The sequence below is a fragment of the Nostoc sp. ChiQUE02 genome, assembly GCF_034531305.2.
Lineage (GTDB): Bacteria > Cyanobacteriota > Cyanobacteriia > Cyanobacteriales > Nostocaceae > Nostoc.
The window spans coordinates 15518-41135 of the sequence record NZ_JAVRBN020000046.1 but is presented as its reverse complement, the minus strand read 5'-3'; the positions used below and the strand labels follow the sequence as shown (position 1 = coordinate 41135).

Sequence of the window (25618 nt, the reverse complement as noted above, 5' to 3'; positions counted from 1 at the left end):
AATATTCTTGCCTAATCCCTAATCCCCGCCATCCATAAGAGGTTAAGGTAATTGCACATTAGGCTTTCTAATTCATAACCGCCCTCTAAAGCAAAAAGGATTCGCGGTGTAAACTCTAGGCATCATAACCTGAATATTTACCAAAAAGCTTTGGCTGTAGAACCTTGTAAGATATCAGGGTTATTGGAGCTTTTCCGTCTGATTTGACGGGAAGTAATTAGAGCGATCGCCAGAAATTTCACGTTTTTAATAATAGTGGGTAAATTAATTTTATTATGTTCTATCAATGCTCGTAAAAAATCTAACGATCTTGTGATAGTAAACCAAGGAAATCCATCATCTACTATTGGACTAATATTGTGTTTCCCGTAACGTAACTCTAAAGCTTTACAGCCAGAATTCCATCTGTAAATTTGCTCCATCCAAGCACTTTTAAGGGAACTATTCATAGTTATCTCACCTATTTTGGGGGATCTATTTATAGAGATAGCTTTCAATAATATATCAGAGTTAAAACCAGCATGATGAGCTAATATGCTAAGATGCACATCTTCAACTCGTATTCCTGGATATCTTTCACTAATTACCACTAACAAGCTAATCATTACATCTGTTCTAGCAACAATACCACCTCCAGGGTTCCACTTGTAACCAGAAAATCTCCCATGTACGACATTAAGAAATAACTGGATAGGAGGTAGTTCTTGACTAAAGTCAGGTAAGAGGATTTCCATGTTATCCAGCATAGCTTTTTGATAAACCACAAATTTATTGCGTGTGCTGACAATATCGATTTGTGGACTGTTTTTTAACTCATTAACTATTAACATCAAGCTATTAGTATCTAACTTAGAATCGATTGCTTGATGTTTAGTTTCCAGTAAAAACTGAGTTTCAGCATCGAAAGTTACTACGAACTCAGGAGGCGTCCATCCCTTTTCTATACTGTTTAACAGTAAGGAGCCATAAATATCACCTAAAACTCTGATTTTACCTGATGAATGTAAACTAACTTTCTGATGAATAAAAAATATTCTATGCTGAGAATATTCAGGAGAAATTTTATCTAAAAAATAAGGTTCACCTATGCATTCTACATTGTCAAATATCTTAGCTGGAATATTATTTTCTGGCTTTGCTTCGGTATATAAGTGAGTAATTTGGATATTTGGCAATAAGTCAAAATATTCGATTACTTTTGGACATTCAAAACCATGATTTAGTCCAATAATGATATCCGCTTTCATTCCCATATCAGCAATTTGCTGAATGATTTTGGGAATGGTGTAAGGTAAAAAGCTGTCGGCTTTATTAGCAGCAGCTACTACTCCTAAGATTCTTGTATTATCAAAAGTATTTTTGGTTTTAGAGATGATCCATTCCCGACAATATTTGACAGCTTTAATGTCTGAATTTAATACGCTATCTTGTGTACTCTTGAATAGTTGTTTCTTTTTTAAGGATGGAATTTGACAAACAGAGATTCTCCGAAATGTATCTATAAACATATCTTGAAAAAGCTCTATAAAATTTTTTAGACTTCGTTATTTTTAGCTGCTTTTTTAATCCAGAACAGTAGTTGTTCTAACATTTTATGAATAGATAACCCAACTTGTTAGCATTCTTGATAGATTAATGTAATAAACAGTTTGTCAATAAGTAACAATGCTTAAATTTATGCCAAAAACTGGGATGAAAAACACAATTTTTGGGCTAGCGATGCCTACGCCTCATCTTAAAATGCATCACTCATTCTTACCTGATAAAGCCCGTAAAATATTTAATTTGATACCTAATTATCGCTCTCAGTCCTCGCCTAACTACTATTGACAAAACTAATTTTGTCTTAACCTGTCAGGAATGGAACATCTCAAAGAAGTAGTTGATACCAATTAAAAAAAATAATGTGATAGATACAAGCCTAGAAACCCAGATAAAATTTAGCTAACTGAGTTGCAAAAAATAACTCACATTGGATAAACAGAGAATTTTGAGGTTTACATCAGGAGTAATATAATGTCAGACTCATCTACAAAAAGAAGTATTGCCACTTATACACGAATGGCAGACGGAACAAAAGAAGATTATCTTTTGTTGCAGGAACATTCTAAGCCTTTGTTGAATCAGGTTGCCGATCGCGCCCTAACACTTTTAGTTGGCTTACAAGAGAGTTATCCAGGAAATCTGATCGATCGCTATCAGCATTCGCTACAAACGGCAACACGGGCTTTTCGGGATGAGGCAGAAGAAGAGGTCGTGGTAGCTGCGTTGCTACACGATATTGGGGATTTACTAGCACCCGTAAATCACGCAGAGCTAGCGGCAGCCATCCTCAAACCTTATGTGAGTCCAGCTACCCATTGGATAATTGAACATCATGGGATTTTCCAAGGCTATTATTTCTGGCATCATACAGGACGCGATCGCTATGCTAGAGAAAAGTTTCGAGGTCATCCTTACTTTGACTGCACTGTGGAGTTCTGCCATAAGTGGGATCAAGAATCATTTGATCCAAACTATGATACTTTGCCGCTGAATTTCTTTGAGCCGATGGTACGCCGGATCTTCGCTCGTCAACCTTGGGGGGAGCATACAAAACAGGAATCTTAGGGAGGTAGGAGGCAGGGGGCAGGGGGCAGGGGGAGAGAAAAAATAATTTGTATGAAGCTTTTAGTGAAATGGTATCAGTCCTGCATTTTGTACCTCACTTAAAAAGCAAACTGCTGTATTTGTTTTGGTTTTTAGCCAAAGTATTATTTTCAAGTCAGAAGGCATGACGTGAAAAGTTAGATTTTGAACTACACGTAGCTCGGAGGCGGAGTGACTCCGACTCCGTTCAGTTCCACTGCGGGAAGTAAGCTACAGTCGGGTTTTATATAAGAGTCTGAAACTCTCTTCAATTTTGAATTTTGAATTGTTAAGCTGGGTTCCAAGTGCCGTGGAAGCTGTGGGGAATGACGCTAGGTAATCCTAGTTTGCAAACTGGTTCTGCATCTAAGCGATCGCTATCAAATATCCAAACTTCACTACTATGAGAATTACCATCGTATACAACGGTTAGCACCCAGCCTTGCTCAGGGTTTTGGGCATCTTGGGCGTAGATGGGTTCTGAAGGATAGCGGTTTTCTCCTAAGTCTGCTTCGGTTAGGGTTTCGGTTTTGTAGTCGAAGCGAGCGATCGCACTGAACGATTCTTTGTCTGTATTCGTTCTTTGGGGCATTAATAATATATAAGTATAGCGCCAAGGTTGCCCAACTTGCGTAGCTTGCCGCCGTAGGCATCGCTGCACTACGGGAAATTCACACTTGCGGTTCACAACTTCCTGTGTTGCTGTCACTTTACCAGTTTGGGGATTGAGGCGCACTTGCCACAATGTTCCTCTAGGAACTGTGTGCGTCTCACCAGTTGCGAATTCTCTGAGATACTCATTAGTTTGGTGAAAATCTGCATATCGCACCATGTCCAGAATCACGGAACCGTCTTGATCTTCATAGCCATTGCCAAAATGCCAATTAAACCAGGGATCAGTTTCGCCACGACTAACTAAGGATAAGTTTTCCCGGTCAAAGATTAACACCTGGGTTCCTAACTGAGGTTCCCACAGCAGAGATTCACTAAATGTAGTCAGACCTAGCATAAGTGACAGCATTTTCATCCGCATTGGTGGCATGAAAAACACCAGATGCCTTTGAGTTAAAACAAAATCATGCATGATAGAGTAGCGATCTAGCTTAAAAGCAGTTTTTTGAATAATTTTGCCAGTAGCATCGCTTTTGTAGAGATTCAGTTGTACAGAACTTCCGATACTGATTCCAAAGTTAAAAATCTCGCCTGTTTGTAAATCGCGCTTGTAATGAGCAGAATAAGGTAATCCGTTATCCAAAGCACCTAAATCATCCAATCCCTTCGTTTCTAAAGTTTGCAAATCAAGGGCATAAGGATTGGTTGCTTCCCATAGAGCCAACAATTTATCAGGTAAAGCCAACACTGAGGTATTCGCTGCATTCTTAATCTGTTGACCCCACCGCTTCCAGATGGGCCCTGGCGGATGCATACCATAGACACCATACAGGAACCTATCCGCTTGAGTTTCAGCTTGATATTCTGCTGTTTGCACATAGCGATAAACTCCGGTGGCTCCTGCATCCGTGAAATGGACGCCGAGAATTGCCCCATCTCCATCAAACCAGTGTCCTACGCGATTGCCACCGCGTTCTAGCCGTGCGGGGCCATTGCGGTAAAGTGTGCCGCGCAAGCCATCTGGGATTTTGCCAGAAAGAATTGATAGTTGCGTAAGGGGAAATTCTTTTGCTGGTTCTGCGATCGCATTCGCCCAAGCTTTTTTTGTTGACTTTTTAGTAATAGTCTGCATATTAAAATCTTGCCTGATACATTATGGATTTACACAGATGTATTCTGACATTGTTGCAATATTTTGCTTTGCAGAGAAAGCGGGATGATTTAGCAACTTACATAATTCCTCCACTGGTTATATATGAGGGTGTTGTCATCAGCGAATTTTTCAAGGATTTCGCCTGGCCTGTCCAAACAGATAACGTGATCGTCTGAGCGATCGGCAAAAGTTACATATTGTAGTGCTTTGTAGCTGCCAAACAATACTAAATTGCTGATCAAAAATTTAGAAATCAGCCTTTTGGTATAAGCTATATTTATTTTTATATGCTTTATGCAAGTGACTTGTACAGAATTTTGTCTATAGATTTACTGTCTTACACAAAAGCTCAAAATCTATCAAATATACAAGCAGGATTTGATATAAAACATCCCCCTTAGGGAGGAAATTTGTACGTTTTCCTCAGGGATTAGACATAGTTAAAACGTTAGAAAAAAAGTAAAAAAAGTGGGATTTAAAAAGTAGGAAAAGTAGGAAAAGTGCGTTAAGTAGGAAAAGTAGGATCTTTTGTATAAACTGTTGACAAGCTTTTAGATAAATTGCTATTTATGAGTACATCAAAGGCACAAACGCCTACGTACTTTCTGGAGAAAATTATGGCTAACGTTAATGGTTTGACACAACTCACCAATCAAGAAGCTATTTTTGAGGAAATTAATGAGGAAGAATTAGAAGCAGTAGTGGGAGGAGGAGTAGTCGGATCACTACTTTCAGGAATAGTACCACCACCAGCGCTCGAAGCTATCAAATTCGGTCTATTCACGATTTTAGATTTTCTCCTATAGCCTTTCTAGCGTAATTGGTTTGCTGAACTCAACAAATTGAAGTGTAGCAAGTATGGTTACTAACATATGAAGTGAACTTCAACCAGAGCTAGCATAAAAATATTAGCCTGAAGAGGTTGTAATTTTTATGAAAGTTTGTTGATCGAAGAGAATGCTACAAATTCATCTTCGTTGTCGCTCAACCAATACCTAGTATAACCCCAATTATACACTCCTCATTACTTGGTACTGTAGCCAGAAGTCAGAATGTTCTGACTTCTGAATTTTTTCATGTCACTTCTGCGTTCACAAAGAACCTATTTGTGCCAGAAGTCTAAGGTTTGAATTGAGATTGAAGATTTGAGATTTAAGTGGTTCAGTGCCGTACCAAAGAGCAGTAGTTTGGCAAGCAACGAACGAATATCTTTACAGCTTTTATTGATAATTTACTTTTATCCAATGGTAAAGACTAGGCGACAATGCTCTTTTATAAAAAATCGTAGTTTTAAACTTTTACATCATAAAAACGTTAGTAATACAAGTAGAAAAAGTTATAAAGCTGGAAACTAAAAAAGTGGTAAAAGTGGGTTAATTGATAAAGGTAATATCTTTTGTATTAACTGTTGACAAGCTATTAAACAACCTGTTATTGGTAAATACATCACAGATACAAATTGTCTGCATATTTTTGGAGAAAATTATGGCTAATGTCAATCAAGTGAGTTTCAAATCCATCTGTAATCAAAAAGTTACTATCGAGGAACTGATAGATGGTGAATTAAAGGGAATAGTGGGAGGAGTTGTTTCTTCGTCAAATATTTCAGAGATAACTGCGATTTCAACTGATGGAACTAAGTCTAGCGTTGTAGACTCTACTCAAGAAATTGTGGATGTGAAGAATAAAATAAGAAAACGCAGAACACAAAAAACTACAATTTTAAATGGAGTAACGACAACAATAGAATCACAAGAGACTTCACCTATTTAGCATTCACGCCAACTCAAGTTTAACTCACGGTTGTGTATCTAATTGAAAATACGTATCCCCAACTTTCCAAGAAGTTGGGGATATTATTTTTTATGGAAAACTTAGCATGTTGACGTTGCCTGAAATGTAGAGCCTGTAATACTTATAGTAACTTTTAAAAAACTTTATTTGTAGATATACCATCTACTTTACACACCTATTTTTAATATCTAAAGAGTTTACATAACCATTTTGCTATTCCTAAACTTCCTACTTTTCCTACCTTTCTTGATTTGAAATATGCCAATATTTTATACTCATTTAAAATCTAAGCTTTACAAAAACTTTTTCTAACTTTATGATTTCTTTATAAACCATTTTTTCAAAAAGCTGTATGATTTAAACATAGTGAAATTACAAAGCAACAACCAATAAAAAACGTCGTTAAATACATTGTATTAGTACGTTTTAACGATAAAGCTAATAATAAAAATCGGTAGATACGCATGAATCTAATGATTTTTGTTATTTGCAATTATTTGGTTGAGCAAAAGAAAGATTTCACTATTCCAAAACCATTTTTTACAAGGAAGGAAATTTTATGTCAGTTGTAACACTTGAACAACAAACACTCGTAGTTATGACCGAATTAGCTGATGAAGAAATCAGTGGAATTGTTGGAGGAGGATACAAATCAGTTTTCAAGCCCGAGACTAAGATCAAGTCTGAAGCCGAAGGTAAAAACGTAATATCAACCATTCAAGCTGGTAACGCATATGCAACTGGTGGTGGAGATGCTGTTGTTGATCAAAGCTCATATAGCGAGATTAATAACAGCAAAAACAAAGTGAGAATTTATAACTATTACTAAGTTATCTCTCTAGTACGCTCTGCCTTGACTTATCACATTAACAAAGGAAGGAAATTTTATGTCAGTTGTAACACTTGAACAACAAACACTCGCAGTTATGACCGAATTAGCTGATGAAGAAATCAGTGGAATTGTTGGAGGAGGATACAAATCAATTTTCAAGCCCGAGACTAACATCAAGTCTGAAGCCGAAGGTAAAAACGTAATATCAACCATTCAAGTTGGTAACGCATATGCAACTGGTGGTGGAGATGCTGTTGTTAAGCAAAGCTCATATAGCGAGATTAATAATAGCAAAAATAATGTGAAAACTTGGGGTGGTTACTAGGTTATCTCTCCAGTACGCTCTACCTTGAGTTATAACCTCAGCAAAGGAAGGAAATTTTATGTCAGTTGTAACACTTGAACAACAAACACTCGTAGTTATGACCGAATTAGCTGATGAAGAAATCAGTGAAATTGTTGGAGGAACCTACGAAAGTCTAGCTTTCAAGAGCAGGACTAACGTTGATGTCAAAGTCAAAGGTGGAAACGTAATAACAACCGTTCAAGTTGGTAACGCACTTGCAACTGGTGGCGGAAAGGCTGTTGTTTCTCAAAGTTCATATAACGAGATTAATAACAGCAAAAACAATGTGAAAACTTGGGGTGGTTACTAGGTTATCTCTCTAGTACACTCTGCCTTGAGTTATCACCTCAACAAAAGTCACTTTAACAGTTTGTATTGCCAAAAATTTCTCCATCATGATTTGTATCACCACTACAAATCAAAACAACACTAAGGTAGTAAGTATGCAAGTTACATATTATTTCGTTAAGTCATTTATAAAGCAGTAGTCCTTTGCCAATTGCTACGAACAACTGACAAAGGACTACAGATGACCCTTACGAATAAGTGTACAGACATCTTATAACATAGTGGTCTGACTATTTCTGGCATCACAACTTACAACAACGTTACACGAACATTGGCGGGTGTAAGCCAGATAACATGAAAGGTCAAAGGTAAGCGACCAGCCATTATTATCCCTTACTTCTTACCTACCCGTCAATGTTTTCGTATGAAAATTACAGAATCGTTACTTTAACGGAAGTTACTGTAATTTTTGGTTAAGTGACTGAAAGAATTTCGCTAGACCATACTCGTTTTGTAGACGGAAGGATTTATTATGTCTAACATCACTCTTGAACAAGAAGAGCTTGCAGTTATTACAGAGTTGGATGACGAAAAAATGGTTGCCCTCGTAGGAGGAGGTTCTTCGAAACCACCAATAAAATGGCCGAAACCACCAAAACCTGAGCAACCAGAATATCACCCATCAAAAGGCTATGGTGCTTTGATAAAGCTAAATATTGATTTTGATCTTGATCTTGGTCTTGGTCTTAGTCTTAGCAACCTTCTTGGTGATCTGTTATAAATTACACATTTTTCGTTAAGACTATCATTAATTCAGTGTTTAGATGTCAGTTAACATCTGACATCTGAACAAAGGACAAATGATAGAAAGCGACGCTGAGGCTAAGTAGACTTTTCACGAGTTCTGTAAGCTCTGTTTTATACTAGGGTGTAAAGGTGTACAAGGGATTGATTATTTACGTTTAAGTAAAAGTATTTTCCCTAAACCTTTACACCCTTTTTTAAATGCTCTAAAAAGTTGCCTGGATTTCTCCTGAAGTTATAAGCAAAAGTTTCTTCGTTGAGAATTAAAATCATGTCTAAAAAAATCAAAATTTTAAAAATCTTTAATTTATAATTTCCCGACTTATTATAAGATGATATGATAGATTAACTTCTATTTTTGAGCATTAATACTGTCAAATAAGCAAGCAATTGTCTTGCCTATTTTATATTTAGGCTGCAACTCCCAGTGATTGCAGCAGAAGTATTGTGCTCACTCAAAACTGTTTTTTGTTTTCATTCCCATAGAGATTGGGACGGTGTTTGGTGATTAATCAAAAAAGCGACCTGTTCCGCAAAGAAGCTTTAGAGCGTGCTTCTTCGCCGGAAGAACTAGATCAAATTATGCAGGTAGTCAGCCCGAAAAAGTGGCTACCTCTAGTTGCTGTTGGTTCGTTGGTGGCAACGGGGCTGACTTGGAGTTTTTTAGGTCGAATCCCAATTACGGTGACGGGTACTGGAATAATAGTCTATCCCAGTACAATTACCTCATTCCAGTCACCGATCGCAGGTAAATTACGAACAATCAACGTCCGGGTTGGCGACTATGTAAATAGAGGAGATGTGCTGGCGACGCTAGACCAAAGCGAACTGATGAAACAGCTACAACTAGTCCGCTCTAAGTTAGGGCAACTACAAACAGAAGATAGCGCTGCTAGCTTAGTGCAAGGACAACGGCAAAACGCAGACAAAGAAGCGATTAAACAGCAACGCCAATCTTTGCAGCAAAACCTCCAAGCAATACAGAAACTCACCCCGATTTTAAGAGAAAAAGGGCTAAATTCGATTCAACGCGATCGCGCCAACCAAACCCAAAGCTTACAAGCACTGCGGGATCTCTTACCTACCTTCAAACAGAGATTGACCAACCGCCAGCAGCTATTGCAGGAGGGAGCAATTTCTGGCGATACAGTCCTACAGTCACAGCAAGACTACTTAAATGCTGTGACCCAAATTAATGAAGCCGAATCGCAACTCAAGCAACTGGATGTCAAGGAAGCAGATGCCCAACGACAATACCTAGAAAATTTGAACTCAATTAAAGATTTACAAGCGCAATTAAAACAACTAGATAGCAAAGAAGCGACCGCGGCGCAACAAGACTTAGAAACTGTAACTACCCGCAAAAAAGAAATTCAGGAAGTCCAGCGGAATATTGTTCAATTAGCACTACAAGTATCGAGCAACAGCTTAGTCAAGAGCAGTTACTCTGGACGAATTTTAGAAATCTCGGCAAGTCCGGGACAGGTTGTTTTACAGGGTACACCCATAGGAGCGATCGCCGCACAACAGCGATCGGCTCAACCTGTGAGTGTGGCATTTTTTCCCGTTGGCGATGGCAAGCAAATTCAACCAGGGATGAAGTTACAAGTTACACCTAGTACAGTCCAACGCGAACGCTTTGGTGGCATCATCGGTGCTGTCACAGATGTCTCAGCCTTTCCCGTGACTAAAGAAGGTGCATTAAGTATAGTAGGCAATTCCGAATTCGTAGAAGCTTTGATGTCACAAGGGCCACAGATCCTAATTACTGCGCGACTGCAACCAGACAATTCGACCTTCAGCGATTACAAATGGTCTTCTTCCCAAGGGCCACAGACGAAAGTCACTTCTGGAACTACCACCTCAGTACAAGTTACTGTGGAAGAACGCGCCCCGATTACTTTTGTTCTGCCGATTCTGAGATCCTGGAGTGGCATTTCGTGATATTGGGGATGAGGGAGACAAATCAATTAAAAATTAAAAATGAAGAATCTATACTTATGCCTCCTACCTCTTGTACAGACGCGATGAATCGCGTCTCTCAGATAACGCCTATTTGAAAGCAAAAAGATTTAGACTTCATTCAACGCGATGCCTACGGCGGGCTACGCCTACGCGCCAACCAAAAGTAACTTTCATATCAATAAATTAAGCCAAAGTCCAAGTTTTAAAAAATATTTTTATGTTCTGGCGAAATCTGCAAAATATATTAGGGCGCTTGCGTAAAAACAAGCGGTGTCATACTCCTACCCTGCTGCAAATGGAGGTAGTAGAATGCGGCGCTGCTGCTTTGGGAATTATTCTCGGTTATTACAATCGCATTGTCCCACTGACAGAACTGAGGCAAGCGTGCGGTGTCTCGCGGGATGGAGTTAGTGCCTTAAATATCTTGAAGGCTGCCAGAAATTATCGACTCACCGCTAAAAGCTTTAAAACCAACTTATCTGGCTTGTTGCAGTTAAAATTTCCCTACATTGTATTTTGGAACTTTAACCATTTTTTAGTAGTAGAGGGAATCGGCAAACAGCGAGTTTATCTCAACGATCCTGCTACTGGACGGCGCATCGTCTCCTTAGAAGAATTTAGCGGCGCTTACACGGGTGTGGTGCTAGTTCTAGAGCCTGGTTCAGAATTTCAACGCGGAGGACGCAAGCCTAGCACAATCTTAGCTTTGTGGTCACGGTTGCGAGGCTCCATTGGCGCATTACTTTACTGCGTGCTGGCAGGATTTTTGTTAGTAATTCCTGGACTGGCGCTACCTGCATTCTCCCAGGTATTTGTAGACAACGTATTGATTGAGCATCGGTATGAGTGGTTACGTCCGCTAATTTTAGGCATGATCTTCACAGCCGGACTCAGTGGATTTTTGACGCTGCTACAGTTGCAGTTTTTGCGTCAAATGAAAATTAAGTTGTCCGTGGGTATGAAGAGTCGGTATCTGTGGCACATTTTACGCCTACCCATCAGTTTTTATGATCAGCGGTATGCTGGGGAAATCAGTAGCCGGATGCAACTCAACGACAGCATCGCCGACATGCTTTCGGGTGAATTAGCGACTACAGTAATTGCAGTAGCATCAGTATTTCTATATGTAGTAGTGATGTTGCAATATGATGTTGTACTAACTTTAATTGCGATCGCTTTTGTCATTATCAACCTTGCCGCTTTGCAGTGGGTGAGAGGACGGCGCGTAGATGCCAATATCAAACTCATCCAAGAAGAGGGAAAAGTTCGCGGCGTAGAAATTTCTGGTCTTCAGAGTATGGAGACGCTAAAAGCATCTGGATTAGAGTCAGATTTCTTCTCCCGCTGGGCGGGTCACTATGCCAAAGCCATCAACACCCAGCAGGAATTAGAGGAAACAAACCAGACTATAGGTGTTTTACCATCTTTTCTGTCAGCGATCGCTTCCATGCTGCTTTTAGCTGTAGGCGGTTTGCGAGTCATGGATGGAGCCTTGAGCATCGGCATGTTAATAGCCTTTCTCGGCATGATGCAAAGGTTTTTCGCCCCAGTAAGTAATCTCATCAGCCTGGGAAGCGAACTCCAAGAGATGGAAGGTAATCTGACTCGCCTTGATGATGTCTTACGTAATCCCATTGATCGGCAGTTGGAGCAGGGGGGCAGGGAGGCAGAGGAGCAGGGGGGCAGGGGAGCAAGGGAGCAGAGGAGCAGAGGAGCAGGGGAGAAAGAGGACAATTGCAATCTTTCCCCTCTGCCCCTCTGTCCCTCTGCCCCCTTGCCTAAATTACAGGGGTATGTTGAATTACGCAATGTGACATTTGGCTATAGCCAAATTGCCCCGCCGTTGATTCAAAATTTTAGTCTTTTGCTCAAGCCAGGGCAGCGAGTTGCCTTGGTGGGTGGGAGTGGTTCTGGTAAGTCTACCATTGCCAAACTTTTATGTGGACTTTACGAACCGTGGCAGGGAGAAATTCGATTTGACGGCAAACCCAGAGAGCAAATTTCTCGCCAGGTATTAGCCAATTCTATTTCTGTCGTAGAGCAAGAGATTTTGTTATTTGCTGGCAGCGTCAGAGACAACTTGACGCTTTGGGATACTACTATACCTGACAGTCATCTTGTCCGAGCTTGTCAAGACGCAGCGCTTCACGATGTAATCCTTTCACTACCTGGAGGCTATCATGCTGATCTTTTGGAAGGTGCTACCAATTTAAGTGGTGGTCAGCGACAACGGTTAGAAATTGCCCGTGCTTTGGTGAATAATCCCAGTATCCTGATCATGGATGAAGCCACCAGCGCTTTGGATGCCGAAACAGAAAAGAACGTCAGTCGTAATCTGCGGTTGCGCGGTTGCACTTGCATCATAGTGGCGCATCGACTCTCGACTATCCGAGATTGTGATGAAATTATTGTCCTCGATCGCGGCAAGATAGTCCAACGGGGAAGCCATGCAGAATTGCAGCAATTTGAAGGGACGTATTTACAATTAATTCGCAGTGAGGAAACAGAAGAGGCAGGGGAGCAGGGAGCAGGGGAGCAGGGGAGCAGAGGAGCAGGGGAGGCAGGGGAAGAAATTACTTCCTTGTCCCCCGTGTCTCCCTCATCCCTCTTATCCTTTGCAAATCTCAAAGGACAACACTATCGTTTTCAATGCAATGAATCGCTACTGTTAGACGATCCGGAGACAATTTGGCTAGTGAAATCTGGTTACTTGGCGCTATTTGCGATCGCAGTTAATGATGGCATTCCCGAAGGCACTCGTCGCTATTTATTTAGTAGCACAGCCGGACAGGCGATGTTTGCGATCGCACCAAGTTTAGAGGGCAAGCAGCAAGAGGTTTTAGCAGTGTCACTTGAGGAGACAGAAATTCTCAAAGTATCCAGAGCAGACTTTAACCAGTTGTTTGCTGACGCTAATAAAGAAGTAGTAACTCTGATAGAACGCTGGATTTACCAATTAGGTTCGGTACTTGCTGGTATCACTACGCCAACGACACCAACATCGCTGCCAAAAACCCGCCAGTTCTCCTTAGTCAAAGACCAAATCTTCCAGCCGCATCAAATATCATGGGTGCAAATTCTCCAAGGGCGCGCTAGATGGATGGGGTTTGAGGAACTGCCGTTAACTTCTGCCTCTAGAATGTTGCCTTTGGCTGACAATATGTGGTTACAAGCAGATAACACTGTGGAGTTGAAAAGTGTTAACACCGCAGACATAGAAGATATCGATTCCTTGTTAGGTGGTTTGTCCCAACTACAAACGTACTTTCTGCACTGCATTAATCTGCTGCAACGCCAGGAGATGGATGCAGAATTACTGAGATTTCAAGCCAGAGAACGTCTTGAGAGCCAAGTAATGCAAGAGACGTTAGCAGAATTAGCATCTGTATTGCCACAGCCAAAGTCAGACAGGCTAAATAATAGTTTAGGATTCAGTAGTAATCTTGATGCAACTGACCCAAACCAAGCCTTACTAATTGCTGCTGGTGCTGTAGGACGAGCATTAGGAATTAAGATTAGTCCGCCAGCTGCCTCAGAAGATTCTAATCGAGTGCAAGATCCTGTAGAAGCGATCGCTCGTGCTTCGCGTATCCGCTTGCGACGAATTCAGTTGCGGGACAACTGGTGGCAAAAGGATTGCGGGCCGATGTTGGCATTTACGCTTGCCGATAAACTGCCAGTGGCACTATTACCAGTGTCTGATACACGTTACAAACTCTACGTTCCTGGGGAACGAACGCCTATCTCTGTCGATGCCAACATAGCAGCAGCCTTAGCTAAGACTGCCTACGCATTCTATCGACCTTTACCTGATAAAAAGCTGAAAACTTTTGATTTACTTCAGTTTGCTCTCCAAGGACATTACAAAGAACTAATTATAGTTTTAGTAATGGGAATTACCATCAGTTTGTTAGGAATGCTGACACCTCAAGCTACGGCTATCCTAATCGACAAAGCGATCCCAGATGCTAATCGAGGCTTGTTGAGCCAAATTGCTGTTGGTTTGGTGGCTGCTGCCTTTGGCGGAACGCTGTTTCAACTAGCCCTTGGGTTTGCCACGATTAGGCTGGAAACTTTTGCCGATTCTTCCACCCAAGCCGCAGTGTGGGATCGATTGCTAAACTTGAAGGTTTCCTTTTTTCGCTCTTTCTCAGTTGGTGACTTGGATTCTAGAGTCACGGCTATTACTCAAATTCGCCAGCGACTGGGTAACACAGTCTTAAAAACAATCTTCTCCAGTTTGTTCTCCCTCCTGAATCTGGGACTATTGTTTTACTACAATGTTTCCTTAGCTCTCATAGCTTGTGCAGTAGCACTGGTAAATATTGCCATCACTATCATCTCTGGTACTCTTATTGTCCGTAAAGTTCGCCCATTACTAGAGCTACAAGGACAAATCTTTGGCGTGATGGTGCAGTTAATTAATGGAGTTACCAAACTTCGAGTCGCCAAAGCTGAAACCCGCGCCTTTGCTTACTGGGGTAAACAGTATACGCATCAACTGAAATTAATGCTGAGTACCCAAGGCATTGAAGACAGCCTCGCCGTAATCAATCAAGTATTACCAGTGTTAACCACTGCTGCCCTCTTCTGGTTTGCTACTAGTTTAATTGGGCAGTCCCAAACTCCTGGAGGAGGTGGTTTATCCACTGGCACTTTCTTAGCATTCAACGTTGCTTTTGGCACCTTTATTAACGGAGCCACTAGTTTAAGCAGTACAGTTGTGGAAGTTTTGCAAGTTTTACCCTTGTGGCAACGGGCCCAACCTATTTTGGAAGCTGAACCGGAAACTAGTTCTGCTCAAGCAGATCCGGGTAGGTTATCGGGCAAATTAGTTGTAGACCGGATAACTTTCCGCTATCGCGATGATGGCCCCTTGACGTTAGATGATGTCAACATTCGTGCTGAACCAGGAGAATTTATTGCTATTGTCGGCCCTTCTGGGAGCGGTAAATCAACTTTATTGAGGTTACTTTTGGGGTTTGAATTCCCGAAATCTGGCACGATTTACTATGACGGGCAAGACTTAACTTCTTTGGATATCCATGCTGTACGCCGTCAATTGGGTGTGGTATTGCAAAATAGTCGGTTGATGTCGGCCTCTATTTTCGAGAATATTGCCAGTGGTGCCTTGGTGACGATGGACGAAGCTTGGGAAGCAGCCCAGATGGCAGGTTTTGCAGATGATGTTGCAGCAATGCCGATGCAGATGCATACAATCGTCAGTGAGGGAGGTAGTAATCTTTCTGGTGGACAACGACAACGGCTGTTGATTGCTAGGGCGTTGGTGTTGAAACCCCGGATTTTGCTATTCGATGAGGCGACTAGCGCTTTAGATAACAGAACCCAGGCAATTGTCAGTGAAAGTTTACAACAGCTTAAGGTAACTAGGGTTGCGATCGCTCATCGCCTCAGTACTATTCAAAATGCTGACCGAATTTACGTACTTGCAAATGGCAAAGTAGTGCAGCAGGGTAGTTTTGTTGAACTAGGAAATCAATCAGGGCTATTTGCACAACTCATGATGCAACAGTTGCTTTAACTATGTATTGGGAAGACAATACGCTTGGGTTAAGGCTAAAAACTAAAACTGGCGTAGGTTGGGTTGAGGAACGTAGACCCAAAGGGGCTTCCCGCAGGGTAACCCAACATTATCAAGGCTTTGTTGGGTTTCGCTGTTGCTCAACCCAACCTACTATTTTTCTTAACCCAAGCGTATTGATTGGGAAGATAGTAACTAAATTAACTTCGCTACTATTTAAGCTTGTTCTCGTAATTTTTTTCAGTAATTTATTCTTTGCAAGTCCCCTACTCTGGTAAAAAATGCTGAAACTATTAAGATTAGAAGCATCTGCCTACTGAATACTCACTAATTTTTCCCAGCCATGCCTCTGTCACGCATAGTAACGCTGATTGTTGGTCTGATCGTCATTTTGGGGCTAGCCCTATGGCTAATTGATTCCCTGTCACGCCTCTACTGGCAATTGTCCTATTCGCCGTTGCTAGGCAATTTGCTGCTGTTGCTGCTGATTGTCCTCATTGGAGCCTTGGTTGCCGCTTTCGTTTATTATGTACTGGTGATTCAATCTGGGGAAAAGCGATCGCGTCGCAATCCGAAGCGAGTGACTGCGGCACAAATTCCGGCTGGCAAATCTGACGCTGCTTCTACAACTCTCCAGGCTGTGCGGCAACAGGTAGCGCAAATTCAAGATGAAGTCACACGCCAAGCTTTATTAAGTCGATCGCGGGAGATTGAAGCGAACTTAGCACGGGGTGAAATTCAAGTAGTGGTATTTGGTACGGGGAGTGCTGGTAAAACTTCCCTAGTTAATGCGATTATGGGACGCATGGTCGGTCAAGTAGATGCACCGATGGGTACAACCCAGGTTGGAGAAACCTATTGTCTGCGGTTGAAGGGATTAGAACGCAAGATTTTAATTACAGATACGCCAGGGATCTTAGAAGCAGGTGTGGCGGGAACAGAACGCGAACAAATGGCGCGAGAACTGGCAACAGAAGCAGATTTACTGTTGTTTGTAGTAGATAATGATTTACGGCGTTCAGAATATGAGCCGTTGCGGGGGTTGGCAGAAATTGGGAAGCGATCGCTCCTAGTTCTCAACAAAACTGATTTATATACAGATGAAGATAAAGAATCCATCCTCGCTCGGTTGCGTCAACGGGTACGGGGATTTATTGCTACTAATGATGTGGTGGCGATCGCTGCTAATCCCCAATCTGCACAACTAGAAACTGGCGAAACTTACCAGCCGGAACCCGATATCGTCCCTTTACTGCGGCGCACGGCTGCTGTTTTACGCGCCGAAGGTGAAGATTTGGTGGCGGATAACATTCTTTTGCAATCTCTGCGATTGGGAGATGAAGCGCGAAAACTCATCGATGGCCAGCGTCGCCGTCAAGCTGACAAAATCGTAGAACGGTTTCAGTGGATTGGTGCTGGTGTGGTATCAGTCACGCCTATACCAGTCGTAGATTTATTGGCGACAGCTGCTGTCAACGCTCAAATGGTTGTGGAAATTGGCAGAGTCTACGGCTGTGAATTGAACATGGAACGGGGACGAGAGTTAGCCCTTTCTTTAGCCAAAACCATCGCCAGTTTAGGCATTGTTAAAGGAGCAATTCAATTATTATCTACAGCTTTGCAACTCAATGTTGCCACCTTTATTATTGGTAGAGCAATTCAAGGCGTGACAGCAGCTTATTTAACGCGAATTGCTGGTAAAAGTTTTATTGAATATTTTCGTCATGACCAAGATTGGGGTGATGGTGGAATGACGGAAGTTGTACAGCGACAGTTTCAAATTAATCGCAGAGATGAATTTATCAAGGCTTTTATTCAAGAAGCGATCGCGCGAGTGGTGAAGCCGTTACAAGATAAAACTGAAGTAATTGAACATGATGAAGAAATCAATAGTTAAACAATTCAAAATTCAAAAACAAATGTGCTTCCTGTGATTAGGCAGGCAAAAGTCAAGGTAAAAGAATAATCGATCAAACAGCAACTCTTTAAAACAGATGTTTAAAGTGTATTAGGGTCATTTTTTGGCTGTTGTAATTTAGCCAAAAGATGGAGATATAGCGTTTCCTAATCATACAAGGTATATCATATTCCCCTCATCGCTTGCGGGGAGGGGGTTGGGGGAGGGGTTCTTGTATCTCACTCAAGCGAGAACCGCCATAGCACATAACACATCATCAGATTTTTCTTTTCCCAAGTTGTTTAGGTAAGATTATTTTTCACAAATTATTGAGGGTTTGTTAAGTAAAACTTATAAAAGTTTATAACTTTATTTGAATTTCTTATTAAACTTGTTAACTGTCTTAACTGTCTTAACTGTCTTAACTGTCCATTGCATTCTTATTAAAAGTGTGAGACGTTAAGAAAAATAAATTGTGGTGTTATGCATTCCAATCAATTTGGAGAGCTTAAACAATGACAACCACAACAACTAGCAAACTAAAGTCTACTTACAAGTCGCAGCAAGCATCTGGAAGGCTTAAGCAAGTCTTTGTTAGTTCCGCTTGCTGCAATTAGGTATGAAAAGTTTTGTCCTATAAATATCTGCTCAAAAAATAAATTCTAATGATTTTTGGTAGTCCATACCCTGACATTCCTATCCCTAAACAGCCACTGACAGAATTTGTATTGCAACGAGCAATAGAGTTAGCGGATAAACCAGCCCTCATTGAAGGGATAAGTAACACCATAATAACATATAAACAACTAACGGAGTCAATCCATAAAGTAGCTTTTGGTTTGGCGGTACGTGGCTTCTCCAAGAGTGATGTTTTGGCTATTTACAGCCCTAACCTTCCCGAATATGCGATCGCTTTTCATGCCGTGGCAACTTTAGGTGGGATCATCACTACAGTCAACCCATCCTATACGGCAGAAGAACTGGCATATCAACTTAATGATGCTGGTGCAAAATACCTTATCACCATCCCAGACCTTGTAGCACAAGCACTAGAAGCCGTTGGTCGCTCAAAGGTAGAAGAAATATTTGTGTTTGGCGAAGCATCTGGGGCTACCTCATTTTCTGTGCTTTTAGAAGGTGAAGGAGAAATACCAAAAGTACAGATAAATCTACAAGAAGATTTAGTAGCCTTGCTCTACTCTAGCGGCACTACTGGTATGCCTAAAGGTGTGATGCACACCCACCATACATTTGTGTCTAACTTTCACCAGTTCCAAAGCTGCGAACCAGTCAGCGAGGCTGATGCAGTCATCGGAGTTTTACCTTTTTTTCACGCCTACGGCATGGTCATGCTGAATTACAGCTTGGCTTGCGGTGCTACTGTTGTGACGATGCCACGCTTCGATTTAGAGGTCTTTCTGAGCCTGATTGAAAAGCACAAAATTACCCGTATCCACATCGTTCCGCCAATTTTGCTGGCATTAGCAAAGCAGCCACTAGTAGATAAATACGATCTTTCGAGCTTGCGGGTGCTGACTTCTGGGGCAGCACCACTCAGCCATCAATTGATCGAAGAGTGCGAACAGCGTCTTGCTAATTGCGTTGTCAAGCAAGCCTATGGAACTTCAGAGACCTTTGTGACTACTTACACTCCAGATGAACGTCACAAAATCAAGCCTGGTTCAGTCGGTCAATGTCTCCCTCATGTGGAATGTCAAATTATAGATGTCGATACCCAACAACCATTAGGTGTTAATCAACCAGGAGAGTTGTGGGTACGCGGGCCGCAGATCATGAAAGGCTATTTGAATAATCCCGACGCAACTGCCAACACAATCGATCGAGATGGTTGGTATCACACCGGCGATATTGTCTATATTGACGAAGACGGCTACTTTTACATAGTCAATCGCATCAAAGAATTGATTAAGTGTAATGGCTACTCCATAGCACCAGCCGAACTAGAAGCAGTCTTGTTGAGCCATCCTGCTGTTGCTGATGCTTGTGTAGTCAAGAGTCCTCATCCCAGTAGTGGGGAAGTTCCTAAAGCTTTTGTCGTACTAAAAGCCGCAGCTACCCCAGAGCAAATTATGGAGTTTGTCGCTGGACAAGTTGCACCGCATAAAACGATCCGCAGACTTGAATTTGTGGACAAAATTCCTAAATCACCTTCTGGGAAAATTTTGCGCCGTATATTGGCACAACAAGAATTGACAAATATCAAAGAAGCATCCTCTGATGAGCAGCCATTGCAGCAAAGATTGGAGTTTCTACAACAGTTAGATGATGGTTCTTTAGGTCAGCGTCAAGAACTATTAATTACTTACATTCGAGAGCAATTTGTCAAAGTTTTAGGCATCAATACTTATCCAAATCTGGATATAGAGAAGCCTTTGCATGAACTGAGGCTTGATTCTCTCATGAATATCGATTTGAAGAATCGTATTGATACTGAATTAGGGGTAGACATACCCATAGAAATGTTTCTGGGTAACTCCAATATCAACCAATTGGTAAATTTGTTGCTTCAGCAACTAACAGCGAAAAACACAATTTTCGCCAAAAATTTATCGTCTGAGTTAGCAACAGATTTAAATTCAGAGGTGGTTTTGGACTCTACTATCTTTCCTGAATATCCATCTGAGTCATTTGTAACTGAACCTGCTGCTATTTTATTAACTGGAGCTACGGGCTTTCTAGGAGCTTTTTTACTGCAAGAACTGCTGTTAAAAACCCAGGCAAATGTTTATTGCTTAGTACGTTCTATTGATGCTGAATCAGGGAAGATAAGGCTTCAAAATAACTTAGAATTATACGGGATTTGGCATGATGATTTTGCTGATAGAATTATTCCTGTGTTGGGTTATTTATCTCAACCACTGTTAGGTTTATCATCACAAAATTTTCAAAAAATGAGCAGCATCATCGATGTAATTTATCACAATGCTGCTTGGATTAATTATGTTTATCCCTATTCAGCATTAAAGCCAACCAATGTTTTAGGAACTCAAGAAATCTTGAGATTAGCGAGTTGTATAAAAACCAAATCGGTACATTACATTTCTACGATCGCGGTTTTTGAGTCATCAGCTTATGCAGGAAAAGTCGTAACTGAATCCGATCGACTCGCTCATAGTGAGGGAATGAAACTTGCTTACTCCCAAAGTAAATGGGTGGCAGAAAAGTTAGTGATGTTAGCGAGTGCCAGAGGAATTCCAGTTTCAATTTATAGACCACCATTTATTTCTGGGCATAGTCAAACAGGCGCTTGGTATAAAGATGATGTGATTTGCCGCACCATCAAAGGCTGTATACAAATGGGGAGCATGACAGACATCACTGACACCTTGGATTTAGCCCCTGTGGATTACCTCAGCCAAAGTATTGTGTATTTATCAAAACAAAAAGATTCTCTTGGTAAAGCTTTTAACTTAAATAATCCTCAACCTATTTCTTGGCGAGAACTAACTGATTTTATCCGTTCTCTTGGCTATCAGATTGAGTATATTGCTTATAAAGATTGGCAAATAAAACTAAATAATTCTGTCCGCTCTCAGGAAAATCCTTTGTATCATCTGTTGCCTTTTTATCACAAGCAGTATCAGCAATCAACTGAGCCAAAAATTAGTTGTTTAGTAACACAAGATGCTCTTGCAGGAAGTTCAATTATGTGTCCTCCAGTGAATACTCAATTACTCAATACCTATTTTTACTATTTTCTTCGTAGTGGTTGGCTTGGCGTGTCCCCACCCTCTAATAAATTGGCTTGACTGTTATCAATCAAGCAATTTTAAATAGGATTCAAAAATCACGCTCAAACAAGCTCATTGCAAATAAGTATACAAAGAGTAAAATTCATGTCTGACATTAAAAAACTTGGTGCATCCTGGATTATGAATTGGTTTTTTGGTTTTAACCAGACTCCTACAAACGAAGATAGCAGCATTTATATGAAATCTGTTTTAACTTGCGCTAAAGCAGATGGAGTTCTCTCACCAGAAGAAAAGGATTGGGCGCTTGGATTCTGTGCATCTTGGGGAGTAGCAGACTGGGTGATTGAAGAGCTAAAAACTTATGAAGCAGATGAAGTTCTAGAAGAAGTAATTGCTCGCTCTCCTCAAGTATCTATGGCGCAAAGAGATATACTTCTGTCTGCAATTTGGGTTTCTGCTGCCGATGGAGAATATCATGAAAAGGAAAAGGCAAAAATTCGGAAAATGGCTACTATTTTAGGGATAAAAGAAGAAATAGTAGACCAGTTAGAACAGCTACATAAAGAAGAATCCGCACTACGTCAAAAGCGCCTTAACCTCTTATATCCTGAGAAAAGCCCCTACTAATAATCTGGCGTTGCTGATTAGGGTATGAATATTGGTGCAGACACGCTTTCAACAGCGTGTCTGCATAAAGGTTTTAAAACTACACAAAATGGCTTTCATACCTGAATTTAGCAATGCCCTTTTTCTTTGATGATTAACAACAGTTTTTTTGTAGGTTGAATTAGGAGTAAAATTGCTAGCTTTGAAGATATACCCAAAACTCCATGAGAGTTTAAGAAAAGGTTGGGAAGATTTTAATGACAGCGAAGAATACAAGTTATTCGATAATTTTTTTGAATTTCTTTTACAAGCGGGATTTGACGAAAGTCGCTATAGAAAATCTATTCCCAATCCAGCTTATGATAATGCTGCTAAAACAATCGGCAAGCATTTTTTGGCAACAGCAAGACAGTTTGAAATTTACTTTGACGAGATTTTTCCTGGCAATTTTTCTATATCAGAAGAAGGTGAAGAAGAAAATTTTGAGATTCGAGTGTTTTATTTAACCGCTTTTTATCGAAATAAACCTTTATGCCTTTTCTCAATTAAATTTTCCCATTATCATCAAAAATTTTGCTTTCCACTACCACCAGAATTAGAGATAGTGAAACTATACGAAAAGTGTGAGTAGCAAACAACCAAAATTCTTGATTCTATGAAAAACTACTTCTTTACATAACGTTTTTATGTTTCAAACTCAATTACAACATTCGACAAAAAAAGACGAGATGCAAACTACACAAACATTAAAGCAAATGATCGCTGGTGCTTGGATTACGCAAGGTATTTATGTAGTTGCTCAACTTGGTATTGCCGATTTACTCAAGGATGGTTCTAAAAGTTACGATGAATTAGCAACAACAACTGGTGTAGATGCGCGATCGCTCTACAGACTACTACGCGCCCTTGCCAGTGTTGGTATATTTGCTGAAGGTAATTCAGGCTACTTTGAGTTGACACCTGTTGCCGAAAGTTTGCGAAGCGATGGCTGCGCCAACGCCAAAGGCGAACGCACCGATTCCCTACGTGGTTATGCTATCAAGTCTGGTCAAGCCTGGGAATGGCAACCTTGGGGACATCTACTTGAAAGTATCAAAACTGGAAAACCTGTATTCAAAAATATCTTCGGGATGGAGAGATTTGATTACTTAGCTACTGACCCTTCTGCTTCTAAAATATACACTCAAGCTATAAGTAGTATTTCTGGCGAACAAGATGCAGCGATCGCATCTGGTTATGATTTCTCATCCATCCACAACTTAGTTGAGGTTGGAGGTGGAAATGGTACTTTGATGGCCTCGATTCTCAAAGCGAATTTGACAATGCAGGGGATTTTATTTGATTTACCCCATGTAGTTGCAGACGCCAAACCTGTGATTGAAAACCTGGGACTACAAGATCGTTGTCAACTAGTCGGTGGGAACTTCTTTGAATCAGTACCCACAGGTGGAGATGCTTACTTGCTACGGTATATTGTTCACGATTGGGATGATGAAAGAGCGATCGCAATCCTGAAAAATTGCTCCCAAGCAATGCAGCCTAACGGCAGATTGCTGCTAGTCGAAATGGTTATACCTCAAGGCAACGAACCATTCTTTGGCAAACTCCTCGACTTGCAGATGCTCGTGAATTATGGCGGCCGTGAACGGACTGAAGCTGAGTATCAAGTCCTATTAGAAACAGCAGGTTTCTCATTGACAAAAATTTATCCAGTAGCACCTCCAATCAGCATGATTGAGGCTATTCGCCTATGAAACGGAACACGTAACGGGCAAGAGACAACAGGAAAACTAAGTCTCCGTTCCCGCCACCAAGAGGCTTGATAAATCATTTTTTAGCACAACACTCATAGCTTTAAGGTAAATAAGATGAAGCAAAATTTGATTGAAACTTTACTAGACATTTCAGAACAGGAAAAAGAGCGGCTTTTAGCAGCCATCAAAATTGATGCTATTACTGAAAGTCCATATCTAGAAAAGGAATCAACAGAATCACAGGAGTACAGACAATTTTTGCAATCACTCTTCCAAGAGATACTTCATTTTGAAGACAACGAGCAGCAATTACTTTTTGAAATAGCAAGATATGTGCGTCATAAGTATTTGGCAAATAAAGGAAATTTAAGAGGTGTGATTGAGATTACTAATGCTTGCGAAAGGAGTTGTAATTATTGTCCAATGAGAATTGAAAATGAAGAATTAGGAGATCGTTACAATTTTTCTAGCGAAAAAATATTAGAAACCGCCATAGAAATCAAAGAAGCAAAAATTCCCATTGTATTCATTCAAGCAGGTGAAATTAAAGCAACGACTAAAACCGTATCTAGAGCCATACCTAAAATTAGACAACTTTTTGAGAATAACGTCATCATCCTTCTAAATCTTGGCGATAAACCTAAAGAAGATTACACAATACTCAAAGAAGCTGGCGCAAATCAATACATTATTAAATTTGAAACGAGCAATTGGAATTTACACAAACAAGCTAGAGGATACCTCTTATCCGATCGCCTAGATAGAATCGATGATTTGTTAAGTTTAGGGTATGAGGTGGGAAGCGGAACAATTGTCGGTTTAAAAGCAGTAAATGCCAATGGGAAAATCGAAATTGAACAAACTCCAAAGATGCTGGCGAATGACCTTCTACTTGCCATGAAGAAGAAAATTCATATGTGTAGTGCATCTCCTTTTGTACCTGGTAAAGGTACTCCACTAGCTCAAATGAGTCCGGGCAACGCTAGTATGACTTTAAATTGGATAGCTTTAGCCAGAATTATGATGCCAAAAGTTATGATACCTAGTGTAAGTGCTCTTAATGTTTTATTAGGACAAGATGGTCAGTTAAAAGGACTGCAAGCAGGGGCAAATACGATCACCGTGAATTTTACCCCTCCCAACTATCAAGACCAGTATGCTATTTACAGTAAACAAAAACGGTACAAAGTCAAATACGAATATGCTTTAGATATCATGGAAAAAGCTGGTATCGAGCCAACTTTATTACCTAATGTGCCTAGCCAAAGTTTTTTGCTCTCTCAAAAATTAGAGCTTCCCACTGCTTAAACAGGACTTACGCAACTGAGGGAAAATTCAATGCGGTGGTTCAAGTCTCCCGATCAAGCGCAGCAATTCTTAGCAGCAAAATTAGCCCTGTTCTGTCACTTTTTGGATTAAGCCAGTAGTAAATAAAACCTTTCACCCAGAAGAATAAAAGTTTTTAAATTGATTCATTGCACTAATTAGGTGATTGAATCTAAGCAATAAATTGAAACAGTGAATTAAATTGTATCTCTCTCAAGAAATTAGCATTTATTTATCGTCAAAAGTAGCTTTTTAACTTTAAAGGCTATTATATTTGAATGCATTTTTGAATATTGAAATAATACGATAAATAATAATTTTTCATATTTAACTATTAGTTTTTTATGTGATAATTAAA

Annotated in this window: 17 protein-coding genes and 1 pseudogene; 16 read left to right on the top strand and 2 right to left on the bottom strand. The window is 40.6% G+C overall.

Annotation, left to right across the window (positions count from 1 at the left end; genetic code table 11):
- Positions 1-137 precede the first annotated feature (137 nt).
- Entirely contained in the window at positions 138-1508 is a 1371-nt protein-coding gene (locus tag RM347_RS29740; protein ID WP_322715993.1) for a hypothetical protein, read from the bottom strand.
- Positions 1509-2016: 508 nt separating this feature from the next.
- Between RM347_RS29740 and RM347_RS29735 the strand changes: the two genes are divergently transcribed.
- Entirely contained in the window at positions 2017-2610 is a 594-nt protein-coding gene (locus RM347_RS29735; RefSeq protein WP_322715992.1) for an HD domain-containing protein, read from the top strand.
- A gap of 307 nt (positions 2611-2917) precedes the next feature.
- On the opposite strand, the gene RM347_RS29730 is transcribed toward RM347_RS29735, so the two are convergent.
- Positions 2918-4372, bottom strand: coding sequence for a carotenoid oxygenase family protein (locus tag RM347_RS29730; RefSeq protein WP_322715991.1), 1455 nt, complete (start codon positions 4370-4372; stop codon positions 2918-2920).
- A 638-nt stretch (positions 4373-5010) separates the two neighbouring features.
- On the opposite strand from RM347_RS29730, the gene RM347_RS29725 reads away from it, so the two are divergent.
- The 15 genes and pseudogenes from RM347_RS29725 (at position 5011) to RM347_RS29655 (ending at position 25242) form a co-directional block, all read left to right on the top strand.
- Complete coding sequence (locus tag RM347_RS29725) at positions 5011-5199, top strand: bacteriocin (RefSeq protein WP_322715990.1); 189 nt, start codon at positions 5011-5013, stop codon at positions 5197-5199.
- Positions 5200-5878: 679 nt separating this feature from the next.
- Entirely contained in the window at positions 5879-6166 is a 288-nt protein-coding gene (locus RM347_RS29720) for a hypothetical protein (protein ID WP_322715989.1), read from the top strand.
- Positions 6167-6746: 580 nt separating this feature from the next.
- Positions 6747-7016 (top strand): hypothetical protein, encoded by a 270-nt coding sequence (locus RM347_RS29715; protein WP_428850633.1) that lies wholly within the window; start codon positions 6747-6749, stop codon positions 7014-7016.
- 58 nt (positions 7017-7074) lie between these two features.
- The gene (locus RM347_RS29710) at positions 7075-7344 is read left to right on the top strand and encodes a hypothetical protein (protein WP_322715987.1); all 270 of its coding nucleotides are present in this window, start codon (positions 7075-7077) and stop codon (positions 7342-7344) included.
- Between the two features lie 58 nt (positions 7345-7402).
- Entirely contained in the window at positions 7403-7675 is a 273-nt protein-coding gene (locus RM347_RS29705) for a hypothetical protein (protein ID WP_322715986.1), read from the top strand.
- A gap of 510 nt (positions 7676-8185) precedes the next feature.
- Entirely contained in the window at positions 8186-8434 is a 249-nt protein-coding gene (locus RM347_RS29700) for a hypothetical protein (protein WP_322715985.1), read from the top strand.
- 527 nt (positions 8435-8961) lie between these two features.
- The gene (locus tag RM347_RS29695; RefSeq protein ID WP_322715984.1) at positions 8962-10401 is read left to right on the top strand and encodes an NHLP bacteriocin system secretion protein; all 1440 of its coding nucleotides are present in this window, start codon (positions 8962-8964) and stop codon (positions 10399-10401) included.
- 238 nt (positions 10402-10639) lie between these two features.
- Positions 10640-12922 (top strand): annotated as a pseudogene (locus tag RM347_RS29690) (NHLP family bacteriocin export ABC transporter peptidase/permease/ATPase subunit); the annotation flags it as partial.
- 90 nt (positions 12923-13012) lie between these two features.
- Complete coding sequence (locus tag RM347_RS29685; RefSeq protein ID WP_322715999.1) at positions 13013-15964, top strand: NHLP bacteriocin export ABC transporter permease/ATPase subunit; 2952 nt, start codon at positions 13013-13015, stop codon at positions 15962-15964.
- A 343-nt stretch (positions 15965-16307) separates the two neighbouring features.
- Entirely contained in the window at positions 16308-17861 is a 1554-nt protein-coding gene (locus tag RM347_RS29680; RefSeq protein WP_322715983.1) for a YcjF family protein, read from the top strand.
- A gap of 665 nt (positions 17862-18526) precedes the next feature.
- The gene (locus tag RM347_RS29675) at positions 18527-21631 is read left to right on the top strand and encodes a thioester reductase domain-containing protein (protein WP_322715982.1); all 3105 of its coding nucleotides are present in this window, start codon (positions 18527-18529) and stop codon (positions 21629-21631) included.
- An 87-nt stretch (positions 21632-21718) separates the two neighbouring features.
- The gene (locus tag RM347_RS29670; RefSeq protein WP_322715981.1) at positions 21719-22201 is read left to right on the top strand and encodes a TerB family tellurite resistance protein; all 483 of its coding nucleotides are present in this window, start codon (positions 21719-21721) and stop codon (positions 22199-22201) included.
- A gap of 172 nt (positions 22202-22373) precedes the next feature.
- A complete protein-coding gene (locus RM347_RS29665; RefSeq protein WP_322715980.1) occupies positions 22374-22811 on the top strand; it encodes a hypothetical protein in 438 nt (145 codons plus the stop codon).
- A gap of 97 nt (positions 22812-22908) precedes the next feature.
- The gene (locus tag RM347_RS29660) at positions 22909-23934 is read left to right on the top strand and encodes a methyltransferase (RefSeq protein ID WP_322715979.1); all 1026 of its coding nucleotides are present in this window, start codon (positions 22909-22911) and stop codon (positions 23932-23934) included.
- A gap of 114 nt (positions 23935-24048) precedes the next feature.
- Complete coding sequence (locus tag RM347_RS29655) at positions 24049-25242, top strand: biotin synthase BioB (RefSeq protein WP_322715978.1); 1194 nt, start codon at positions 24049-24051, stop codon at positions 25240-25242.
- Positions 25243-25618 lie beyond the last annotated feature (376 nt).